The sequence below is a fragment of the Streptomyces polyasparticus genome, from assembly GCF_014493765.1.
GTDB lineage: Bacteria > Actinomycetota > Actinomycetes > Streptomycetales > Streptomycetaceae > Streptomyces > Streptomyces polyasparticus.
In genome coordinates, this window is sequence record NZ_JACTVJ010000009.1 from 1 (window position 1) to 19,388 (window position 19,388).

Below are 19,388 nucleotides of genomic sequence, written 5' to 3' on the forward strand. Positions count from 1 at the left end.
GCCGAGCAGCGGATGCAGCGCAACGCCTGGCGGCCGACCTCGTCGGCGAGGGTGTCGGTGCGGCCGTTGTCGAGCAGCACCAGGTGGAAGGTCTGGGGTCCGTCGCGGTCGGTGGTGCCGGTCCACATGGTCGTGTACGGGTTCATGCGCTCGGCGGTCGAGGAGCGGGGGAGGGTCTGCAGAAAGACCTCCAGATCGCGCCAGGTCGGGACGACCTTTTCGATCCCGACCACTGAGATCAGCGTCTCGGGGAGCGTCAGGCACATACGGCCGTTGCCCTCCGACTCCACGACCACGAGCGTTCCGGTCTCCGCCACCATGAAGTTCGCACCCGAGATGCCGACCTTCGCCCGCAGGAACTTCTCCCGCAGATGCAGCCGCGCCGCCTCGGCCAGCTCCGCGGGCGTGTCACTGAGTCCGTCCGGTGCGGGGCGGCCCCAACTGGCCATTTCCTTCTGGAAGATGTCGCGGATCTCGCCGCGGTTGCGGTGGATCGCGGGGACGAGGATGTGCGAGGGCCGGTCGTGCCCGAGCTGCACGATCAGCTCGGCGAGATCGGTCTCGTACGCGTGGATGCCGGCCTCTTCGAGGGCTTCGTTGAGGCCGATCTCCTGGGTGGCCATCGACTTGACCTTGACGACCTCACGCTCACCCGTGGCGCGCACGAGGTCCGTGACGATGCGGTTTGCCTCGTCCGCATCCGCCGCCCAGTGCACGGTGCCGCCCGCCGCGGTGACGGCGGCCTCCAACTGCACGAGGTAGGCGTCGAGATGACGCAGCGTGTGGTCCTTGATCTGCTTGCCGGCCTCGCGCAGTTCAGCCCAGTCGGCCAGTTCGGTGACCGCGCGGGCCCGCTTGTCGCGGATGGTGTGCGTGGCGTGCCGCAGATTGCCGCGCAGCTGCTGGTCCTGCGTGGACAGGGCGGCGGACTCGGGAAAGGCCGGCATGCCGACGAATGTGCCGCTCATCGTGCGGGGTCCTCCTTGGTGCTCGCGAGGATCTCGGCGAGATGGACCGGTCGAATGCCGGTGTGCAGCCGGGCCATCGTGCCCCCGATGTGCATCAGGCAGGAGTTGTCCGCCGCGCACAGAACGCCGGCGCCGGTCGCCGCCGCGTTGCTCACCTTGTCCGCTCCCATGGCCGCCGACACGGCCGCGTTCTTCACGGCGAACGTGCCGCCGAAGCCGCAGCACTCCTCCGCGCCCGGCAGCTCCACCAGCTCAAGTCCCTCGACCGCTCGCAGGAGTTGATAGGGGCGGCCGCCCAGCCCCAGACTGCGCAGCCCGTGGCAGGTGGGGTGGTACGTCACCTTGTGCGGGTAGTACGCGCCGACGTCCGTGACGCCCAGGACGTCGACCAGGAACTCGGTGAGCTCGTACGTCTTCGGCACGACCGGTGCCAGAGTGTCGGCGAGCGAGCCGCCGCGACCCTCGGCGCGAGCCCGTTCGCCCATCCGCGGATACAGCTCGCGCACCATCGCGCCGCACGAACCCGACGGGGTCACGATCGCGTCGTATCCGGCGAAGACCTCGGCGTAGCGGCGGGCGAGCGGTTCCGCCTGGTGGCGGTAGCCGGTGTTGTAGTGAGGCTGCCCGCAACAGGTCTGCCCGAGTGGGAAGTCGACGTCCACTCCGAGCCTGCTGAGCAGCTTGACGACCGCGCGTCCCGTGCCCGGATAGAGCGTGTCGTTGACGCAGGTCAGGAAGAGAGCCGCACGCATCGCGCTCACGCCGCCCCGATCCGTGCGGCGGCCAGGTCCCAGGCCGTAAGGTCGCCGGACGGCTCGTACGTCGTCAACTCCTGTGTGGTGCACAGGAGATGGCGCATCTGCTCACGGTCGCCGATCAGTCCGTGGGCGCGGGCCTGGACCAAGGTGTTGCCGAGTGCGGCCGCCTCGGCGGGACCCGCGACCACCGGCAACCCGAGAGCATCGGCCGTGAGTTGGCACAGGAGGGCGTTGCGGGCGCCGCCGCCGACGATGTGGACCACGTCCACGGAGCGTCCGGAGAGCCGCTGCGCGTCCCGGACGGTGCGGCGGTGCGCCAGGGCGAGGGAGTCGAGGATGCAGCGGAGGGTGGCCGCGCGGGACTCGGGTACGGGCTGTCCCGTTGCGCGGCAGGCCTCGGCGATACGGTCCGGCATGCGGCCCGGGGCGATGAACGCGGCGTCGCCGGCGTCCACCACCGAGCGCAGGCCCGGCAGTTGAGCCGCTGCGCGCAGCAGCGGGCCCAGGCCGGGCTCGCCCCAGTCCCGCAGGCACTCCTGGAGCAGCCACAGGCCCATGACATTGCGCAGGTAGCGCACGGTGCCGTCGATGCCGAGCTCATTGGTGAAGTTGGCGCGACGGCTGTCCTCGGTGAGGACGGGCGCGTCCAGTTCCAGGCCGACGAGCGACCAGGTGCCGGTGCAGATGTACGCGAAGGACTCGCCCTCGCGCGCGGGAACGCCGACGACAGCCGAGGCGGTGTCGTGCGAGCCCACCGCCGTGACGGGGATGTCCCCTTCGAGCCCCGTCTCGGCCAGGACCTCGGGCAGCAGCAGACCTGCCGGGTCGCCGGGGCGGCGCAGCGGCGGGAAGAGGGACAGGTCGATGCCGAGTGCGTCGGCGACGTCGCGGGACCACGTTCCCGTACGGGGATCGAGGAGCTGGGTGGTGGAGGCGTTGGTGAGTTCCGTGCCGGCCTCGCCGGTCAGCCAGTACGCGATCAGGTCGGGTATCAGGAGCAGCCGGCGTGCGGCGCCGAGCGCCGCGGTGCCCTGGGCGGCCATCAGCTGGTAGACGGTGTTGAACGGCAGCGTCTGCAGCCCGGTGGCCGCATACAGGGCGCTCGGTGCGAGCTTCGTCGCCGCCTGCTCGGCCATGCCGGACGTACGGTCGTCGCGGTAGTGCACCGGGTTGCCGAGCAGCCGTCCGTCGGCGTCGAGCAGCCCGTAGTCCACGGCCCAGGAGTCCACCCCCACCGACGCCACGGGGCCGCAGGCCCGCAGCCCGTCGAGCACACCCCGGTACAGGCCGAGGATGTCCCAGTGCAGCGTGCCGCCGGTGCGGACCGGCCGGTTGGGAAAGCGGTGCACTTCGTCGAGCGTCAGCTCGGCGGTGCCGACGCGGCCGGCCATGACGCGTCCGCTGGACGCGCCCAGATCGACGGCGGCGAAGGGGGCGGAGTGGGATGTGGGCACAGGGTCCTCGGCCGGGGTGGGTGGGAGGTGCCGGGCGGACGGGCCGCCCGGCACCGAATGGCGATCGTCAGCGCCACCTGGTGGAGGGCGGCGATCGTCAGCGCCACACGGTGGATATCAGCGGTCGTCAGCGCAGGAACGCGGCCGCGACCCCGGCGTCCACCGGGATGTGCAGCCCGGTGGTGTGGCTGAGATCGCCGCCGGTCAGGGCGAAGACCGCGTTCGCCACATGTTCCGGCAGCACCTCGCGCTTGAGGAGGGTGCGCTGCGCGTAGAACTCGCCCAGCTTCTCCTCCTCCACCCCGTACACGGCGGCGCGCTGGGCACCCCAGCCGCCCGCGAAGATGCCCGAACCGCGCACCACACCATCGGGGTTGACCCCGTTGACCCGGATCCCGTGCTCGCCCAGCTCGGCGGCGAGGAGACGGACCTGGTGCGCCTGGTCGGCCTTGGTCGCGGAGTAGGCGATGTTGTTGGGGCCGGCGAAGACGGCGTTCTTGGACGCAATGTAGACGATGTCGCCGCCCAGGCCCTGCGCCTGCATGGCCCGGGCGGCCTCGCGGGAGACCAGGAAGGAGCCGCGGGCCATGATGTCGTGCTGCAGATCCCAGTCGCGCGCCGTCGTTTCGAGCAGCGGCTTCGAGATCGAGATACCGGCGTTGTTGACCACCAGATCCACCCCGCCGAAGGCCAGCGCGGCCTCGGCGAACGCGGCAGCGATCTGCTCCTCGCTGGTCACGTCGACCGTGACGGCGACCGCCTTGTCCGGGCCGCCGATCTCCTCGGCGACCGCCTGCGCGTTCTCGGCGTTCAGGTCCGCGACGACCACACACGCGCCCTCGGCGGCGAGCCGGTGCGCGATCGCCTTGCCGATCCCCGACCCGGCGCCGGTCACGAGCGCGACCCGGGTGGCGAGCGGCTTCGGCGCCGGCATCCGGCGCAGCTTGGCCTCCTCCAGCTCCCAGTACTCGATACGGAACTTCTCGGACTCCTCGATGGGGGAGTACGCGGACACGGCTTCGGCCCCGCGCATCACATTGATGGCGTTGACATAGAACTCGCCGGCCACCCGAGCGGTCTGCTTGTCCTTGCCGAAGCTGAACATGCCCACCCCGGGCACGAGCACGATCGCCGGATCGGCGCCGCGCATGGCGGGCGAGTTCTCGTCCGCGTACTGCTCGTAATAGGCGCGGTAGTCCTCGCGGTACGCGGAGTGCAGCTCCTTCAACCGGGCGACGGCGACGTCCAGTTCGGCGGTCGGCGGCAGGTCGAGGACGAGCGGACGGACCTTCGTACGGAGGAAGTGGTCCGGGCAGGACGTGCCGAGCGCGGCCAGGCGCGGGTGTTCGGCGCGGGCCAGGAAGTCGAGGACGGGCTCGGTGTCGGTGAAGTGGCCGACCTGCGGGCGGTCCTGTGAGGCGAGCGCGCGGATGTACGGGGCGAGCGCGGCGGCCCGCGCCCGGCGCTCGGCCCGGGGCAGCGGCCCGTATCCGTCGAGCGCCGATCCGAACGGCTCCGCCTTGCCACGCTCCGCGAGGAAGGCCTCGGCGGCACGGATGATGTGCAGCGAGTTCCGCTCGCACTCCTCGGCCGTGTCGCCCCACGCGGTGATGCCGTGCCCGCCCAGGATGCAGCCGATCGCCTGCGGGTTGGCCTCCTTGACCGCGGCGATGTCCAGACCGAGCTGGAAACCGGGCCGCCGCCACGGCACCCACACCACCGAGTCGCCGAAGCAGTCGGCGGTCAGCTTCTCGCCGTCCGCCGAACAGGCAAGGGCGATACCGGAGTCGGGGTGCAGATGGTCGACGTGCGCGGCCTCGACGAGACCGTGCATCGCGGTGTCGATGGAGGGGGCGGCGCCGCCCTTGCCGTGCAGGCAGTAGTCGAACGCAGCCACCATCTCGTCCTCGCGCTCCACCCCCGGATAGACCTGGGTGAGCGCCCGCATCCGGTCCAGACGCAGCACGGCCAGACCTTCCGCCTTGAGGGTGCCGAGGTCACCGCCCGAGCCCTTCACCCACATCAGCTCGACGTCGTCACCGGTCACCGGGTCGGCCACGCTGCCCTTGGCGGACGCGTTGCCCCCGGCGTAGTTGGTGTTGCGCGGATCGGCGCCGAGGCGGTGCGAGCGCGCGAGCAGCGCCTCCGCTTCGGGGTGCAGGGGATGTGACATGGAAGGTCCTCGCGAGTCGAAGGAGCTGAAGGAACGGAAGTCCGAAGGGCTCATGCCCAGTTGGCGGTGATACTGAGGGCGATGCGGGGATCAGGCGCCCCAGCCGGCCTGCTCACCGCCGACGCGCTCGGCGACGATCCGCTCGGCCCAGCCGGAGCCCTTGTAGGCGGCGATCGGGTCGGCGGTGAGGCCGAGTTCCTGGCGTACGTCGGCGAGCAGGGGGCGGACGTCTGTGTTGTAGGCGTCCATCAGGACGGCGTTCGCGGCGAGGACGTCTCCGTCGTGCTGAGCGGCGGCCAGGGCTTCGGCGTCGACGAGCAGGGCCTTGGCGGTGGCTTCCTGGACGTTCATGACGGAGCGGATGATCGCGGGGATCTTGGCTTCGATGTTGTGGCACTGGTCGAGCATGAAGGCGACGTCGTCGGTGAACCCGCCGCCGCGGACGACTTCGTACATGATGCGGAAGAGCTGGAAGGGGTCGGCGGCGCCGGCCATGAGGTCGTCGTCGGCGTAGAAGCGGGAGTTGAAGTCGAAGCCGCCGAGCTTTCCGGCCCGCAGCAGCAGCGCGACGATGAATTCGATGTTGGTGCCGGGGGCGTGGTGGCCGGTGTCGACGACGACCTGGGCCTTCTCGCCCAGCTCCAGGCAGTGGGCGTACGCGGTGCCCCAGTCCGGGACGTCCATCGTGTAGAAGGACGGCTCGAACAGCTTGTATTCGAGCAGCATCCTTTGGTGGTCGCCGAGCCGTTCGTAGACGGTGTGCAGGGCTTCGGCGAGGCGGTCCTGGCGGGCGTGGATGTCGTCCTGGCCGGGGTAGTTGGTGCCGTCGGAGAACCACAGCTTCAGATCCCGCGAGCCCGTGGCGTCCATGATGTCCACGCACTCGAGGAGATGCTGCAGCGCCTTCTTGCGGACGGCCGGATCGGGGTTGGTGACCGAGCCCAGCTTGTAGTCGTCGTCCTGGAACACATTCGCGTTGATCGTCCCGAGCGTGATGCCCCGCTCCTCGGCGTACTTCGCGAGGCCCGCGTAGTCCTCGACCTTGTCCCACGGGATGTGCAGCGCCACGCTCGGCGCCACGCCGGTGAACCGGTGCACCTGGGCTGCGTCGTCCAGCTTCTCGTACGGCGTGCGCGGCACCCCCGCCTGCGCGAACACCTTGAAGCGCGTCCCGGAGTTTCCGTACGCCCAGGACGGCGTCTCGATCCGCTGCGCCTTGAGGGCTGCCCTGACTGCGCCGAGCTCGGTCACCAGTGCTCCTACGTCATGGATGCGGTCCGTCGTGGCCGACGACCGGCTGAAACGATTCATGCGCAGGCTAGGAAGCAGCCATGGTGCTGTCAACCCCTTGCTGCAGGCCGGAATTGAGCGGCCGCCATCCCAGATCGGCATCGGTACGCGAAGGTCCGCAGCCGCCGGCGCCCGGGCCCGGAAGTCATTGACGGCAGCGCCTGGCGCTGCCTAACCTCCCGGCAATTCGAATGAAACCTTTCATGATGCTCGGCGAGGGAGCGTAATCCATGCAGCGCGTCTGTTTTCTCTTGAAGGTCCGCCAGGAGCGGCTTGCCGAGTACCGCGAGCGGCACGCCGCCGTATGGCCGGAGATGCTGCAGGCACTCTCGGACACCGGGTGGCGCAACTACTCGCTCTTCCTGCGCGAGGACGGGCTGCTCGTCGGCTATCTGGAGACGGAGGACTTCGCCGCGGCACGGGCCGCGATGGAGGCCACCGAGGTGAACGCGCGCTGGCAGGCCGAGATGGCGCCGTTCTTCGAAGCCCTCGACGGGACCCGTCCCGACGAGGCGATGACTCCGCTCACCGAGGTCTTCCACCTCGCGTGATCCCCGCTGTTCCCGGACGGTGGCGACACCGCCGGGAAACAGCGCGGAGATACTCTGTGCTGCTCCCGCCGATCGATCCACCAGGAGGTTCCCCGCGATGGCCAAGGCCGTGGGCATCAAGGACATCGCCCGCGAGGCGGGAGTGTCCGTGGGCACGGTGTCCAACGTGATCAACCGCCCGGACGCGGTGTCGGCCGAGACCCGTAACCGGGTACGCGAGGTCATCGAGCGGCTCGGCTACGTACGCAGCGAATCCGCCCGCCAGCTGCGGGCCGGCCGCAGCCGGATCATGGGACTGCTCGTCCTGGACATGGCCAACCCGTTCTTCGTGGACATCGCGCGCGGCGCCGAGCGCGCCGCACGGGACGCCGGACTCGGCGTCATGGTGTGCAACACCGCGCAGAGCACCCAGCAGGAGGCCGAGTACCTTTCGCTCTTCGCCGAACAGCGCGTGCGAGGGGTTCTGGTCACTCCGGCCGACACCACCGGCCGCACCATCGCGACCCTGCGCCGGCACGGCACGCCGTTCGTCCTGGTGGACCGGGTGGCCGACGGCGTCGAGGAGTGCTCGGTGTCGGTCGACGCCGTCGTGGGCGGCGCCCTGGCGATGCGGCACTTGATCGAGCAGGGCCACCGCTCCGTCGCGTACGTGGGCGGACCGCCCGGACTGCAGCAGGTCGCCGACCGCCGGACCGGCGCGCTCAAGGCGCTCGCGGATGCCGGTCTGCCCCCGGACGTCCTGCGCGAACTGCCCACCGAGCGCCTGGACGTGGCCGCGGGCCGCGACGCGGGCGCCCGCCTCCTCGGCCTGGCCGACCGGCCCACCGCCGTGTTCTGCGCCAACGACCTGCTCGCCCTCGGAGTGCTGCAGGCCCTGTTCGCCGCGGGTGTCCGGGTCCCGCAGGACGTGGCGATCGTCGGCTACGACGACATCGACTTCGCGGCGGCCGCCGCCGTACCCCTGACCTCTGTACGGCAGCCGGCCGTTACCGTGGGCGAGCTCGCCGCGCAGCTCCTCATCGAGGAGACCGACGCGGAGGACGGGGAGCACGAGCACCGCCAGATCGTGCTGCAGCCGGAGCTCGTGGCCCGCGGGTCCAGCCTCCAGCGGCGCTGAACGACGTACTCGCCCTGATCGACGAGCACGGTGTACGCGCGTCAGGCGGGCACGAGCACGGTCAGCCATTCCGCCTCGCGCGGTCGGTAGCCGTGGCGGTGCAGGCCCTTCGTTATGGCCGGGACGTGGCCTGCGCCGTAGACGACGGCGACGCGGATCGGTTCCGCGGAGCGCTCGCTGTGGATCTTGCCGAGTGCTTCGAGGAGCAGTTCGTCGCGCCGGTCCGACAGCGCATCGAGGATCGGGTTGTCGGCCAACTGCTCCGCCTGGAACGTGGACGGCAGATCCTCGACCGCCATCTCCTCGTCGAGGAAGGCACGTGGACCGCGCAGCGCGAACACCAGGCCGAGCACCGGGGCCGCGACCATGAGCGGCAGATACGTCGTGCGGGGCAGCGCCTTCAGGTCGGCCATCGCCTCTGCGGCGGTCACATCCGGGTTGATGACCGGAACCCCCGGCGGAAGCAGCTCCTCTGTGGACTGAAGCTGCAGGCCGTTGCGCCGGCGCCGCGGTGCGAACCGGTACGCGAGCGTGAGGGCGCTCACGCCGGCCGACCTGCCCCGGACTCCCTCCATGACGATGAGCTCGCACGCGGCGAGCCTGCTGCGGACCTGCCGGTAGAAGCCCGGCGAGGCCACATGCACCATCGGGAAGATCACGAATTCCAGCGGCGTCCCCGGCTGACGCATCGTGATCACGGCGGATCGGACGGCATGCCCTGTCACTTCGATGATCTGCATGTGTTCTCCCGGCGACCCCGTGCCCCGTTGACGAGCCGTCCGCACATGGACACGAGCACGCCCGAGCTGTCGGTTCCCTGACGCCTTCGGAGCGGTCGCCCATGTGCCGTACGCTCGGGCCGCTCGCGATCCCGGACAACCGGCGGCCTGCAGCCCGACGTGGGCTGCCAACTGGCCCTGAGAGAGGTATCCATGGACCGAGGCACCCGCAGTGAGCTCATCGACCGGCTCGCCGCCGCGATCTGCGCGGTCAGGGCCGCGCACCCGCTGCGGGTCGCCGTCGACGGGCCGCCCGCCGCCGGCAAGACCACGCCGGCCGATGAACTCGCCGTCGTCCTGCGCGCGCGGGGCCGTCATGTCATCCGCGCGAGCGTCGACGACTTCCTCGTCCCGCGCGCGCAGCGCTACCGTCGCGGCCGGTACTCGGCCGAAGGCTGCTACTTCGACGCCCACGACCGCGCCGCGCTGTGCCGGGTCCTGCTCGATCCCCTCGGCCCGGGCGGCCACCGGAGGTTCCAGGACTCCCTGTACGACAGAGATACCGACGCCCCGCTGACGCCGCCGCCCACGACCGCACCCGAAGACGCCGTGCTGCGATTCGACGGCGTCTTCCTCCTGCGCCCGGAACTCGTCGACCGGTGGGACCTGAGAATCTTCGTATCCGTGCCCTTGGAGCAGACGGTGGACCGCGCCCTGAAACGGGACGCAGCCGTGGCCGGCTTCACCACCGAGATCGAACGATCCTGGCGCGACCGCTACATCCCCTCCCAGCAGCTCTACGCCGCCACCGCCCGCCCGGCCGACCACGCCGACTTCGTCGTGCACAACGCCGAGCCCCAGCAGCCGACTTGGGAGGTCCGGTCGCGCTGACCTCATGCCCCGCCGGCAGTCGGCGCTCACCGCCCCACCGGATCCCCGTCCGCACCGTCGGACGGAGCCAGCAGGAGGGCGTGGCCGCCGTGGTGCAGCGGGGTGTCCAGCTTCAGGCGGGTGGGCTCCTCGCCCGTGCGGGCGTCGACGAGATGGACCTCGCCGTGGCCGCCGCGGGTGACGGCCACCCAGTGCGCGCCCGGTGACGCGGCCACCGCGCGGCGCTGGACGCCCTCCCAGGGGGTGGCGCCCCGGCGCGGTGCGCCGTCCATCGCGGGCAGGGGAGTGCGGCGGACCGTTCCGTCGCCGGCCAGCGTGATCAGTTCGTCGCCGTCGGGGTGGATACGGGCGAACGCGGCGTGGTCGCGTGCGAGGGCCAGACGGAAGACCAGCCCGGGGCCGAGGTCGGTCAAGGTCGTGGACGCCGTGTCCAGTTCGTGACGCCATGCCTGGTTGGTCCACTCCGGCCAGTGCAGCGGATCCGCCGAGCCGCTCCGCAGGGTCGACCAGAGTGCGCGGCGTCGTGCGTCGAAGCGGAGATACCAGCCGCGTGCGGGGGCGCCCCACGGGATCAGGGGCTGCGCGGTGAGGCGGTCGCCGCTGCGTATCGCGCGGTGCACTCCTTCGCCGGTGGCCGCGAACACCGCGCTGTGCAGGGGGTCTTGGGCGTCACCGTGACCGTCGTCCGGCAGGTCGAGCGTCCTGTGCGGCGTGACCGGCGGGCAGCCGGGCGGTGCGTCGAGCAGTTCGGTGAGCCGGTGGACGGCGAGGGCGCCAGGCTCCCGGTGGCGAAGGACGACCAGCGGCTCGTCCGGGCCGAGCACCGTGACGCCCGGCTCGCCCCTGCGGGTCCGTACGCGAGCGGCGTCGCCCGTGGCCAGGTCCACGACGGTCAGCAGGTCCGACCAAGGGTCGGTGTTCTTTCCCAGCCCCGTCGTCACCGCCACCCACCGGCCGCTCGGATCCGCGGCCAGATGCTCGGCAGGCACCGCCACCGGGACGGCGGACTCGACCAGCTCGGGACCGTACGGATCGAGGACGAGGAGCTCGCCACGCCGGTCGTCGACGCAGGCCACGCGGCCGTGGGGCAGGGCCAAGAAGCCCGCGTGCTCCGAGAGATGACGTCGTGTCAGGCAACCGGCCTCGGCGCCGTCGGGCACCGTCACGAGATGGACGTGGCCCGCCATGTGGTCGGAGACGAGGAGGAGCGGGTCGGTGGTCATGGCGGCCTCCGTGGGCGCGTGGGGTGGGGGTGGCGCCTCACGTGGGCCGGGCGCCCCCTCTGGTTTATGAAAATGATTATCATGTATGGTCAGCGCGTTCCGCACCGAGAGAAGCAACGAGATGAACAGAAAGTGGGGGGCATCGATGCCGCGCTCGACCATGAGAGCCGTCCGATGCGGGATCGCCGCGGTGATCCTGGGGTCCGTCCTGGTGGGCTGCGGCGGCAGCGCCGCCGAAACCGACAGCGACAGTGAGGCGACCACCGCCGGGGCGAGGACCGACGTCACGGTCGAACCCATCAAGGAGACACGGAAGTTGACGGACGCCGCCGGCGTCACGGTCGCCCTGGACGAGAAGCCGGAGCGGATCGTGTGCCTGGTCGCGCTCTGCGACGACATCCTGACCGAGCTGGGCATCGTCCCGACCGCGACCAACAACGAACTCCTCGCCCAGCCCGGCTTCCTGGGCAAGGGCAAGGCGAAGCAGGCCGCCGTCATCCCCGGCGGCTTCATCGCCCCCGAGGTCGAGGCGATCCTGTCGCACAAGCCCGACCTCGTGATCGGCCTGGAGGACACCCACGGCAAGCTCGCGCCCGCCCTGAAGGGCGCCACCACCTTCTGGCCCGTGCAGCCCGAGAAGTGGGAGGACAGCGTGGGCTACCTGCGCAATGTCGCCGCGCTGACCGGCCGTACGACGGAAGGCGAGAAGGCCGAGAAGGCGTTCCGGACCAAGCTGGCCGAGGCCGAACGGGCCAAGAGCGACAAGACCGCGCTCATCGTCTACGGCAGCGACGAGAACTTCGGCGTCGCGACCCCGGGCACCGACGTGGCCGCCGGACTCTTCCCGAAGCTGGCGCACTACCCCTGGAAGTCCCGTGGCGTGGACGGCAGTTACAGCCTCGAGGAGATCCTCGCGCAGGACGTGGACGTGCTCTTCGTCGAGACCATGAGCTTCGGCGACTCCGACGGCAAGCTATCCGAGAAGCTGGCGAAGAACCCGCTCTGGGGGAAGATTCCGGCCGTCAAGAACGGCGATGTGCACGAGGTCAACTCGGAGATCTGGGCGAAGGGGCGCGGCACCCGCTCGCTCGGCATCGTCCTCGACGAGGCCGTGGCCGCGCTGAAGTGAGCACGGTGACCGCGGTATCCGACCAGGAGGCGGCCACCCCGAAGGAGGTGCCCCGCCGCAGGGCCCGGCTGCAGCCGCTCGCCATCGGAGTGCTCCTCGTCGTGGCGGCCTGGTGCGCGCTGTGCCTCGGCACACCGTACGTTCCCGTGCACCGCCTGTTCGGCGGTGACGAGATCACCCAGGTGGTCGTCACCGAACTCCGCATCCCACGCCTGGCGTTGGCGCTGGTCGCCGGGGCGTGCCTGGGGGCCTCCGGCCTCGTCCTGCAGGAGGCGCTGCGCAATCCGCTCGCCGTCCCCGAGATGCTGGGGGTGTCCTCGGGGGCGGCGCTCGGGGTCGCGGCGCCGCTGATCCTCGCCGTGTCCATCCCGGCCGCGGTCCAGCCCCTGCTCGCCCTCGCGGGCGCCGCGCTCGGCGGCGGCCTGACGCTGCTCGCGGCGGGACTCGGACGCAGCCCGTCGGCCGTGCTCCTGACCGGCGCCGCGGTCGCCGCGGCGCTGCAGGCCGCGCTGCTCGTCCTGATGGTCATGGCCGATCAGCTCGATCTGCAGCTGATCTACCGGTACTTGCTCGGCTCGCTCTCGGCGCGCACCTGGGAGGACGTCACCGGGCTGTGGCCCTGGCTGGTCGTCGCCCTGCCGGCGCTCGTCCTGTGCGCTCCGGTCCTTGCCGTGCTGCGCCTGGGGGACGACGACGCCGAGGCCTTGGGCGTACGGGTGCGGCGGGCGCGGTTCGCCGCGCTGGCCGTCGCCGTCGTCCTGATCGCACCCGTGACCGCCGTCTGCGGGCCGGTGGCATGGGTCGGCTTCCTCGCACCGCACCTGGCGCGGCGGCTCAACCCCCGTGCACATGCGGTGGGTTGGCTGCCCTGGTCGGCGGCCTGGGGAGCGGTCGTCGTGGCCGTCGCCGATGTGCCGGCCCGCCTCGCGCTCGCCCCGGTGGAGACACCGGCGGGCGCATGGACCGCGCTGTTGGGCGTCCCGGCCGGCGTGGCCCTGATGAGGAGGGTGCGATGACCGCGCGACGCATGACGTGGCGTTTCGGCGTGCTCGTCGCGCTGGTCCTCGTGGCCGCATGCGCCGCGCTGCTGTCCGGGCGGGCCATGTCGCCCTCCGTCGTAGGGGATGTCCTGGCCGGCGGGGGCGACGCGATGCAGCGGCATGTGCTGCTCCAACTGCGGCTGCCCCGCCTCCTGGTGGCCCTGGCCGCCGGCGCCTGTCTGGGCGTCGCCGGTCTGGTCCTGCAGTCCGCGCTGCGCAACCCCCTGGCGGGACCCGAGGTCACGGGCGTCACCCCGGGCGCGGTACTGGGCGCGGTCACCGCCACGGGCCTCGGGCTCGCGGGCTGGCAGTCCCCCCTTGCCGTGGTCGTCGCCGCGTGCGCGGGAGGCTGCGCCGGGGCCGGACTGCTGTGGCTGCTCGCCGGACGCGGCCGGGCGGATCCCGCACAGACCGCCGTACAGGGCGTCCTCGTATCGGCCGTGCTCGGCGGGCTCACCGCGATGGTGCTGCTCGTCGCGCCGGGCGAACTGGGGAGCGTCGTCCAGTGGCTCGTGGGCTCTGCCGAGGGCCGCGTCTGGGAACACTGGCATCTGCTGTGGCCCTGGGCGCTCGCCTGGGGCGTGGTCGCCTGGCTTCTCGCCGGGCCGCTGACCCTGCTGCGCTGCGGGGACGAACTGGCCGCCGCCGCAGGGCTCTCGACCGGCCGGGCCCGCACCTTCGCCCTGCTGTGCGCGGTGGCGCTGACCGCGGGCGCCGTCGCCTCGGTGGGCGCGCTCGGCTTCGTCGGGCTGCTCGTCCCGCACCTCGCGGTGGCGGTCTTCGGGGCGGACCTGAGGGCGGCCCTGCCCGGAGCCGCCTTGATCGGAGCCGCCGTGGTGTGCGGAGCGGACGCCGCCGCGCAGGCGGCCTCACGACTCCTCGCGCTCGGCTTCGCCACCGAACGGCTCACCGTGCCCGTCGGGGCGCTCACCGCGTGCGCGGGCGCGCTGCTCCTGCTGATCGTCGTACGGCGGTCACCGGAGCAGATCTTCTGAGCGCCCCTCTCCGCGCGCAAGGGCGGAGTATCCACGAAGGAAACCAGATGACTGAACCCGTGGGCATCCAGATCGAAGGAGTCCACTTCGGATACCCCAGCCGGCCCGTCCTTCGCGGCGTCGACCTCGCCGTGGAACCGGGGGAGCTGACCGCCCTGGTCGGGCTCAACGGCTGCGGAAAGTCAACGCTGTTGAGACTGGCCGCAGGACTGCTGCGGCCCGAGCGCGGACAGGTGCTGCTCGGCGGGCACGACCTCGCCCGGCGCTCGCGGCGGGCCACCGCCCGCCAGGTGGCGCTCCTGCATCAATCCGCGCCGGCCGTACCCGGCTTGACGGTACGCCAGCTCGTACGGCAAGGGCGGTACGCGGCCCGTGGCCCGCTCGGCATGCTGCGCGAGGGCGACGACGCCGTGGTGCGCCGCGCCCTGGTCGACGTGGGTGTGGCGGACTGGGCCGACCGGCCCGTCGACGCGCTCTCCGGCGGCGAACGGCAGCGGGTCCGCCTGGCCATGGCGCTCGCCCAGGACACCCGTGTCCTGCTGCTCGACGAACCCACCACGTATCTCGATCTGCACCACCAACTCGACGTGCTGCAAGCCGTGGTGAGGCTGCGCGAGGAACGCGGCCTGACCGTGGTGATGGTGCTGCACGACCTTGCCCACGCGGCCCGCTTCGCCGAGCGGATCGTCGCGCTGCGGGAGGGCGTCGTGGTCGCCGACGGGGCGCCGAAAGAGGTGGTCACGCCGGGGTTTCTGGCGGACGTGCTGCGCGTCTCCGGGCGGGTCGGCCAGGACCCCGAGGGCGGCTGGCCGGTGTGTTACCCAGATCACCCTCTCCCCACTAGTAAATGACAATCATATTCAATAAGTTGCTCTCGCGGCGGTCGCCCGACCGCCTCAACTCCCTGACGAACGAGGAGTGTTCATGAACAACGAGCAGGTCTTCACGCCGATCGCCGACCCGGGTCAGCTGGCCCACGACTCCGCTTCCCACTCCAACGCGCTCGTCGAGAACCCCTTCGACGACAACGAGGAGTGACCGAGGTCTGACCCTCGCGGGCGGGCCCGTCCGTTGCCTCCGGACGGGCCCGCCTCTCGTTCGCCACGTCCCGCCGCCCAACCCGCACCACAGGAGGACCGCCGTGCCGCACCGCCAACTCGCCCCCGGTGTCGAACTCGTCGCCGTGCCGGGGCGCGGCCTGGCCGTCCGTACACCCGACGGGGAGTTCCTCAGGGTCGAGACGGGCGGCGCGGACCCGGGTGCGCTGCTTGCCCGGCTCGGGGGCGCCGCGGCGGGGGATGTGTCGGACGCGCCGGACTCGCCTGGAGTTCCGGACGCGTCGGACGCCCCAGACCTGACTGGAGTTCCGGACGCGTCGGACGCCGAAATCGACCGGATCGTCGAAGCGTTCGCGGACGCCGGCTATACGGTCGAGCCGTCGCCGAGCGACGCCGTGTGGCATCCCGGGCGCCGTGACATCCTGCTGCTCGGGGACCCCGTACTGACCGACCCCTTGGCCCGCCACCTGCACCTTGCCGGAGCCCGCCCGAGGCCCGGCCGCCCCGAGCACCTCAAGGACCTCGACGGGCAACGCCCGGCCGCCGTCGTCTGGTGCGCCACGGGCCCCGCGCCCGCGCGGCTGTGGGAGGCCGGCGACCGGCTGCCCGAGCGCGGGATCGCCTGGCTTCGCTGTCATCGCGAAGGCGGGCAGGCCTACGTCGAGCCGCTCGCGGCCCGCCCGGGTGATGTCACGTCATCGCACGTCAGGGCCCGTCGCCTCGCCGTCACGCCCGCGCACCGCGAACTCGCCGCCTACTGGAACGGTCCGCGTACACCGGCGGAGCCCGCGCCGCTCACCGCCCCGCAGGCGGGACTGCTCGCCGCGCTGCTCGCCGACGACCTCACCCGGTGGGGCACCGGCGGCCCCGACTTCGGCGGACTGCCGGCCCGGCGCCGCCTGCGCCGCGTGGACCTGCGCACCCTGACCGTCACCGAGCATCCCGTGCTTCCGGTCCCGGACGTCACGCCGATGCCCGAGGCCGCCGGATGAGCCCGTACACCGTGACGGTCGGCGGGCTCGCCACCGATGTCCAACTCCCGGATGGAGAAGGGCCGTTCCCGGCCGTCCTCATCCGCACCCCGTACGACCGGCGCGCGCACCGGGCCGAGCTGCGCGGCTGGGCGCGCCGTGGATTCGCCGCGCTCGCGCAGGATGTACGGGGCCGGTACGCGTCCCCGGGGCAGTGGCGTCCGTACGAAGGCGAGGCCGCCGACGGCGCCGGCATTGCGCGCTGGATCCGCCGCAGGCCCTGGAGCGACGGGCGGTTCGTCGCCTGCGGTTCCTCGTACGCGGCCCACTGCGCCGTGGCCCTCGCCCTCGAAGGGCCCGAGGACGCGCGTCCGGATGCCGTCATCGCCGCCGTGCCCGCCCTCGGGAGCGCCGACACCGCCCGCGAACCCTCCGGTGTGGAACGGCTCCTGACCCGCGCCGGGTGGTGGGCGGCTCATGGTGACCGTCCGGACTCCGACGAAGCGGCTCTGGAGAAGGCGCTGTCGGTGCGCCCCGGCCTGCTCGCCGGTGTGCCGCTTCTGGACTTCCCGGAGCGGCTCGGGCGTGACCTGCCGTCCTGGCCAGGGCTGTGGCGCCGCACCGAACGCGGACGGCTCCTCGACCGTGCCGTACGGGCGCGGATGCCGCTGCTTGCGGTGGGCGGCCATCACGATCATTTCGCCGAGGACACCGCAGAGCTGTGGCGGCGCTGGGGAGGGCCGTCGGCGCGGCTGCTGATGGGGCCTTGGGGGCACGGGCTGACCGCGGCTCCCGGGCCCGATGCCCACGTTCAACACCGTCTGAAACTCGGTGAGTTGTATGCCGAGTGGGCTCACTCCGCTCTCGCCGGGCGGCTCAGGCCGGGCAGGGCCGGGGCCCTCGCGCTCGGCGGCAGCCCGCTGTGGCTGGCGGTCGATGCCCAGGGTGCGTCGTACGCGCCGAGCCTGCGCCTGCTGCACGGCGCGGAGTTCATCGCGGATCCCGAATGTCCCGTCAGCTCGGCCGAGTTGAGCATTCCCGCGGACGGCGAGCCGGACCGCTGTGTCCTGGTCACGCCGCCCCTGCCCCGGCCGCTCGATGTGTTCGGGCCCGCCGAGGTGCGGCTGCGGGGTGCCGCCGATACGCCGTCCGCGGACTGGGCCGCGCGGCTCGTGACCCTCACGCCCGACGGACACGCCGAACGGATCGGCTTCGGCGTCGTCCGGCGCACCGAACCACCGGGCCGAGAAGCCGAGTTCGCGGTCCCGCTCGGCGGACTCGCGCGCCGGCTGCGAGCCGGTACACGGCTGCGCCTGGAGATCTGCGGCCACCATTTCCCGGCCCACGCCCGCAACCCGCACACCGGCGAAGACCCGATCACCGCCACCCGGCTCGAAGCCTCACGGCGCGCACTCGACCCGCGGCACACAGTGCTGCGCCTGACCGTGCTGCCCGCACGTCCCGCACCCACCACCCCGGCACAGGAGATCCTCGGATGACGACGCTGCCGCTCGAAGCCCTCGTGGACCCCGTCTGCGGCATCGTCCGCAAGGTCAAGCCCGTCGAACACCCCGCGGGCGCACCGCCCCGCTACACCGCCATGACCGCCGAGATCGCCGACGCCCGCAGGCTCGGCCTCTGGCCCGCCGACCGTGTCTCGCTCGGCACCGCGTTCGGCGACCCGGAGACCGCCCGTATCGCCGCCATCGCCGAGGGCGTCGAACGGTACTGCGGCAACCGCGTACCGCCGCCCGGCCATCCGGACGCGCCGCTGCGCGCCACCGCCGCCGAACTCGCCGAGAAGGGGCTGCGGTTGTACGGTCCCGGAGACCTGCCCGCGTACGCGGACTGGCAGTACGCCCGCGAGAAGTTCCCCTACCGCCCGTTCACCGAGGACACGCCGGCTCTGTGGGCGCGCGGCGCCGAACGGATGCCCGGCGGCGAGAGCACCGAGGTGTGGGCGCCCGTCGCGCTCACCCACCTCAACTGGCGCCAGGGCGAGCTGCGTTCGCTGCCCCGCACCCATCACCTCAACTATGCGGGCATCGCCACCGGCCAGGGATTCGACGACGCCGTCGAGCGGGCCCTCCTGGAGATCGCCGAACGCGACGCATTGGAGGTGTGGTGGCATCTCGACGGCCCGGCGCGCGGCATCGACCCGGCCACCGTGCCAGGCCTCGCCGAGGACCTCGACGGCTGCGGACTGAAGGTATGGCTCACCGAGATGCCCTCCGAGTTCGCCCCGTGCATGGCGGCGCTCGTGCACGACCCGAGGCTCGATCTGTACGCGGCAGGGTTCGCCTGCAAGTACGACCCGGCCGAGGCCGCCCGTAAGGCCGTACTGGAAGCCGTGCACACCTGGGTCTTCACGCAGGGCCTCACCGGGCCCGACGGCTGGGTGTTCCAGGCCGTGGACGCGGGACTGCTCGCGAAGGGGCTCTACCTCGACCATCGCGAGGACCGGTGCTATCTCGACGCGTGCGGTGAACAGTTCGAGCACGTGCGGGACTTGGGAGCCCATGTGCAGGTCTGGCTCGACCCCCGGATGGCCGCCGAGTCCAGGCGGTTCACCGAGCCGGCACTTGGGACCGTGCCCCTCGACGCCGTGACGCGCGGGAGCCGGGAGCGGTTCGAGCGTGCGCTGCGAGCGGGCGGGCATCGGGTCATGGCCTTCGACCTGACGACGGAGGATGTGGCCGAGACGTCCCTGCGGGTGGCGCGTGTCCTCGTCTCCGGTCTGATACCCAACGCCCCTGCTGCTTTCGGGTACTTCGGCTGTCCGCGCCTGGCCGACGCCGCACTGGCGCGCGGCTGGCGCCTGACCGCGCCCGGTGCGCCGGCGGACTTCACGCTGGCCCCTCCGCCGCACATGTGAGGCGCCTCGTGGAACCCGTTGCCGCTACCGCCCGCGCCGTGGTTCCCGGCGCGGCCCCGGACCGCCGCGCCCACCTCGCGGGCTCGGCGGATCCCGTCTCGGCCGTCGCCGGCTCTTCGAATCCGGTCCCAGCCGTCGCCGGCTCTTCGAATCCGGTCCCAGCCGTCGCCGGCTCT

General features: G+C 72.0%; 18 protein-coding genes. 11 read left to right on the forward strand and 7 right to left on the reverse strand.

Annotated features, from left to right (window positions below; all coding sequences use genetic code 11):
• The 5 genes from H9Y04_RS19290 to rhaI all read right to left on the reverse strand — a co-directional run.
• On the reverse strand, window positions 1–968 hold a 968-nt coding region (locus tag H9Y04_RS19290), incomplete at its 3' end, for an LUD domain-containing protein (protein WP_187815186.1).
• Window positions 965–1,720 carry a (Fe-S)-binding protein gene (locus tag H9Y04_RS19295; protein WP_187815197.1) on the reverse strand — a complete coding sequence of 252 codons (756 nt, stop codon included), beginning with the start codon at window positions 1,718–1,720 and terminating at the stop codon, window positions 965–967. The genes H9Y04_RS19295 and H9Y04_RS19290, both read right to left, overlap by 4 nt.
• 5 nt (window positions 1,721–1,725) lie before the next feature.
• On the reverse strand, window positions 1,726–3,117 hold the full coding sequence (locus tag H9Y04_RS19300) for a rhamnulokinase (protein ID WP_187815198.1): 1,392 nt from the start codon (window positions 3,115–3,117) through the stop codon (window positions 1,726–1,728).
• Between the two features lie 190 nt (window positions 3,118–3,307).
• Complete coding sequence (locus tag H9Y04_RS19305) at window positions 3,308–5,353, reverse strand: bifunctional aldolase/short-chain dehydrogenase (RefSeq protein WP_187815187.1); 2,046 nt, start codon at window positions 5,351–5,353, stop codon at window positions 3,308–3,310.
• 90 nt (window positions 5,354–5,443) lie between these two features.
• Window positions 5,444–6,604: an L-rhamnose isomerase gene (gene rhaI / locus H9Y04_RS19310; protein WP_187815188.1), complete on the reverse strand. Its 1,161-nt coding sequence runs from the start codon at window positions 6,602–6,604 to the stop codon at window positions 5,444–5,446.
• Window positions 6,605–6,873: 269 nt separating this feature from the next.
• Between rhaI and H9Y04_RS19315 the strand changes: the two genes are divergently transcribed.
• Together H9Y04_RS19315 and H9Y04_RS19320 are read left to right on the forward strand one after the other, a co-directional pair.
• The gene (locus H9Y04_RS19315; protein ID WP_187815189.1) at window positions 6,874–7,194 is read left to right on the forward strand and encodes an L-rhamnose mutarotase; all 321 of its coding nucleotides are present in this window, start codon (window positions 6,874–6,876) and stop codon (window positions 7,192–7,194) included.
• A 97-nt stretch (window positions 7,195–7,291) separates the two neighbouring features.
• Window positions 7,292–8,311, forward strand: coding sequence for a LacI family DNA-binding transcriptional regulator (locus tag H9Y04_RS19320; RefSeq protein WP_187815190.1), 1,020 nt, complete (start codon window positions 7,292–7,294; stop codon window positions 8,309–8,311).
• A 41-nt stretch (window positions 8,312–8,352) separates the two neighbouring features.
• On the opposite strand, the gene H9Y04_RS19325 is transcribed toward H9Y04_RS19320, so the two are convergent.
• Complete coding sequence (locus tag H9Y04_RS19325; RefSeq protein WP_187815191.1) at window positions 8,353–9,051, reverse strand: hypothetical protein; 699 nt, start codon at window positions 9,049–9,051, stop codon at window positions 8,353–8,355.
• A gap of 192 nt (window positions 9,052–9,243) precedes the next feature.
• Here H9Y04_RS19325 and H9Y04_RS19330 point away from each other — a divergent pair, with 192 nt between their 5' ends.
• Window positions 9,244–9,921, forward strand: coding sequence for a cytidylate kinase family protein (locus tag H9Y04_RS19330; RefSeq protein ID WP_187815192.1), 678 nt, complete (start codon window positions 9,244–9,246; stop codon window positions 9,919–9,921).
• A gap of 26 nt (window positions 9,922–9,947) precedes the next feature.
• On the opposite strand, the gene H9Y04_RS19335 is transcribed toward H9Y04_RS19330, so the two are convergent.
• Entirely contained in the window at window positions 9,948–11,144 is a 1,197-nt protein-coding gene (locus tag H9Y04_RS19335; protein WP_187815193.1) for a hypothetical protein, read from the reverse strand.
• Between the two features lie 145 nt (window positions 11,145–11,289).
• Here H9Y04_RS19335 and H9Y04_RS19340 point away from each other — a divergent pair, with 145 nt between their 5' ends.
• The 8 genes from H9Y04_RS19340 (at window position 11,290) to H9Y04_RS19370 (ending at window position 19,212) form a co-directional block, all read left to right on the forward strand.
• The gene (locus tag H9Y04_RS19340) at window positions 11,290–12,273 is read left to right on the forward strand and encodes an ABC transporter substrate-binding protein (protein ID WP_187815199.1); all 984 of its coding nucleotides are present in this window, start codon (window positions 11,290–11,292) and stop codon (window positions 12,271–12,273) included.
• Window positions 12,274–12,341: 68 nt separating this feature from the next.
• On the forward strand, window positions 12,342–13,289 hold the full coding sequence (locus tag H9Y04_RS19345; RefSeq protein ID WP_214661391.1) for a FecCD family ABC transporter permease: 948 nt from the start codon (window positions 12,342–12,344) through the stop codon (window positions 13,287–13,289).
• An 11-nt stretch (window positions 13,290–13,300) separates the two neighbouring features.
• Window positions 13,301–14,308: a FecCD family ABC transporter permease gene (locus H9Y04_RS19350; RefSeq protein WP_187815201.1), complete on the forward strand. Its 1,008-nt coding sequence runs from the start codon at window positions 13,301–13,303 to the stop codon at window positions 14,306–14,308.
• A gap of 47 nt (window positions 14,309–14,355) precedes the next feature.
• Window positions 14,356–15,159, forward strand: a complete 804-nt coding sequence (locus H9Y04_RS19355; RefSeq protein WP_438818119.1) for an ABC transporter ATP-binding protein — start codon at window positions 14,356–14,358, stop codon at window positions 15,157–15,159.
• A gap of 73 nt (window positions 15,160–15,232) precedes the next feature.
• Window positions 15,233–15,346, forward strand: coding sequence for a streptamidine family RiPP (gene amiA, locus H9Y04_RS47520; RefSeq protein WP_268980490.1), 114 nt, complete (start codon window positions 15,233–15,235; stop codon window positions 15,344–15,346).
• Between the two features lie 103 nt (window positions 15,347–15,449).
• Complete coding sequence (locus H9Y04_RS19360; protein ID WP_187815194.1) at window positions 15,450–16,358, forward strand: hypothetical protein; 909 nt, start codon at window positions 15,450–15,452, stop codon at window positions 16,356–16,358.
• Window positions 16,355–17,836: a CocE/NonD family hydrolase gene (locus H9Y04_RS19365; RefSeq protein WP_187815195.1), complete on the forward strand. Its 1,482-nt coding sequence runs from the start codon at window positions 16,355–16,357 to the stop codon at window positions 17,834–17,836. Before H9Y04_RS19360 ends, H9Y04_RS19365 begins: the two co-directional genes overlap by 4 nt.
• Window positions 17,833–19,212 (forward strand): YcaO-like family protein, encoded by a 1,380-nt coding sequence (locus tag H9Y04_RS19370; protein WP_187815196.1) that lies wholly within the window; start codon window positions 17,833–17,835, stop codon window positions 19,210–19,212. The genes H9Y04_RS19365 and H9Y04_RS19370 overlap by 4 nt, the downstream gene beginning before the upstream one ends.
• Window positions 19,213–19,388: the final 176 nt, after the last annotated feature.

What these genes read in the sequence shown, in the direction of transcription:
- H9Y04_RS19350 (WP_187815201.1), top strand. Translation starts at nt 13,301, where the DNA reads ATGACGTGGCGTTTCGGCGTGCTCGTCGCGCTGGTCCTCGTGGCCGCA.
- H9Y04_RS19340 (WP_187815199.1), top strand. Translation starts at nt 11,290, where the DNA reads ATGCCGCGCTCGACCATGAGAGCCGTCCGATGCGGGATCGCCGCGGTG.
- H9Y04_RS19295 (WP_187815197.1), bottom strand. Translation starts at nt 1,720, where the DNA reads ATGCGTGCGGCTCTCTTCCTGACCTGCGTCAACGACACGCTCTATCCG.
- H9Y04_RS19320 (WP_187815190.1), top strand. Translation starts at nt 7,292, where the DNA reads ATGGCCAAGGCCGTGGGCATCAAGGACATCGCCCGCGAGGCGGGAGTG.
- H9Y04_RS19330 (WP_187815192.1), top strand. Translation starts at nt 9,244, where the DNA reads ATGGACCGAGGCACCCGCAGTGAGCTCATCGACCGGCTCGCCGCCGCG.
- H9Y04_RS19355 (WP_438818119.1), top strand. Translation starts at nt 14,356, where the DNA reads ATGACTGAACCCGTGGGCATCCAGATCGAAGGAGTCCACTTCGGATAC.
- H9Y04_RS19365 (WP_187815195.1), top strand. Translation starts at nt 16,355, where the DNA reads ATGAGCCCGTACACCGTGACGGTCGGCGGGCTCGCCACCGATGTCCAA.
- H9Y04_RS19305 (WP_187815187.1), bottom strand. Translation starts at nt 5,353, where the DNA reads ATGTCACATCCCCTGCACCCCGAAGCGGAGGCGCTGCTCGCGCGCTCG.
- H9Y04_RS19315 (WP_187815189.1), top strand. Translation starts at nt 6,874, where the DNA reads ATGCAGCGCGTCTGTTTTCTCTTGAAGGTCCGCCAGGAGCGGCTTGCC.
- H9Y04_RS19370 (WP_187815196.1), top strand. Translation starts at nt 17,833, where the DNA reads ATGACGACGCTGCCGCTCGAAGCCCTCGTGGACCCCGTCTGCGGCATC.
- amiA (WP_268980490.1), top strand. Translation starts at nt 15,233, where the DNA reads ATGAACAACGAGCAGGTCTTCACGCCGATCGCCGACCCGGGTCAGCTG.
- H9Y04_RS19325 (WP_187815191.1), bottom strand. Translation starts at nt 9,051, where the DNA reads ATGCAGATCATCGAAGTGACAGGGCATGCCGTCCGATCCGCCGTGATC.
- H9Y04_RS19335 (WP_187815193.1), bottom strand. Translation starts at nt 11,144, where the DNA reads ATGACCACCGACCCGCTCCTCCTCGTCTCCGACCACATGGCGGGCCAC.
- H9Y04_RS19300 (WP_187815198.1), bottom strand. Translation starts at nt 3,117, where the DNA reads ATGGCCGGCCGCGTCGGCACCGCCGAGCTGACGCTCGACGAAGTGCAC.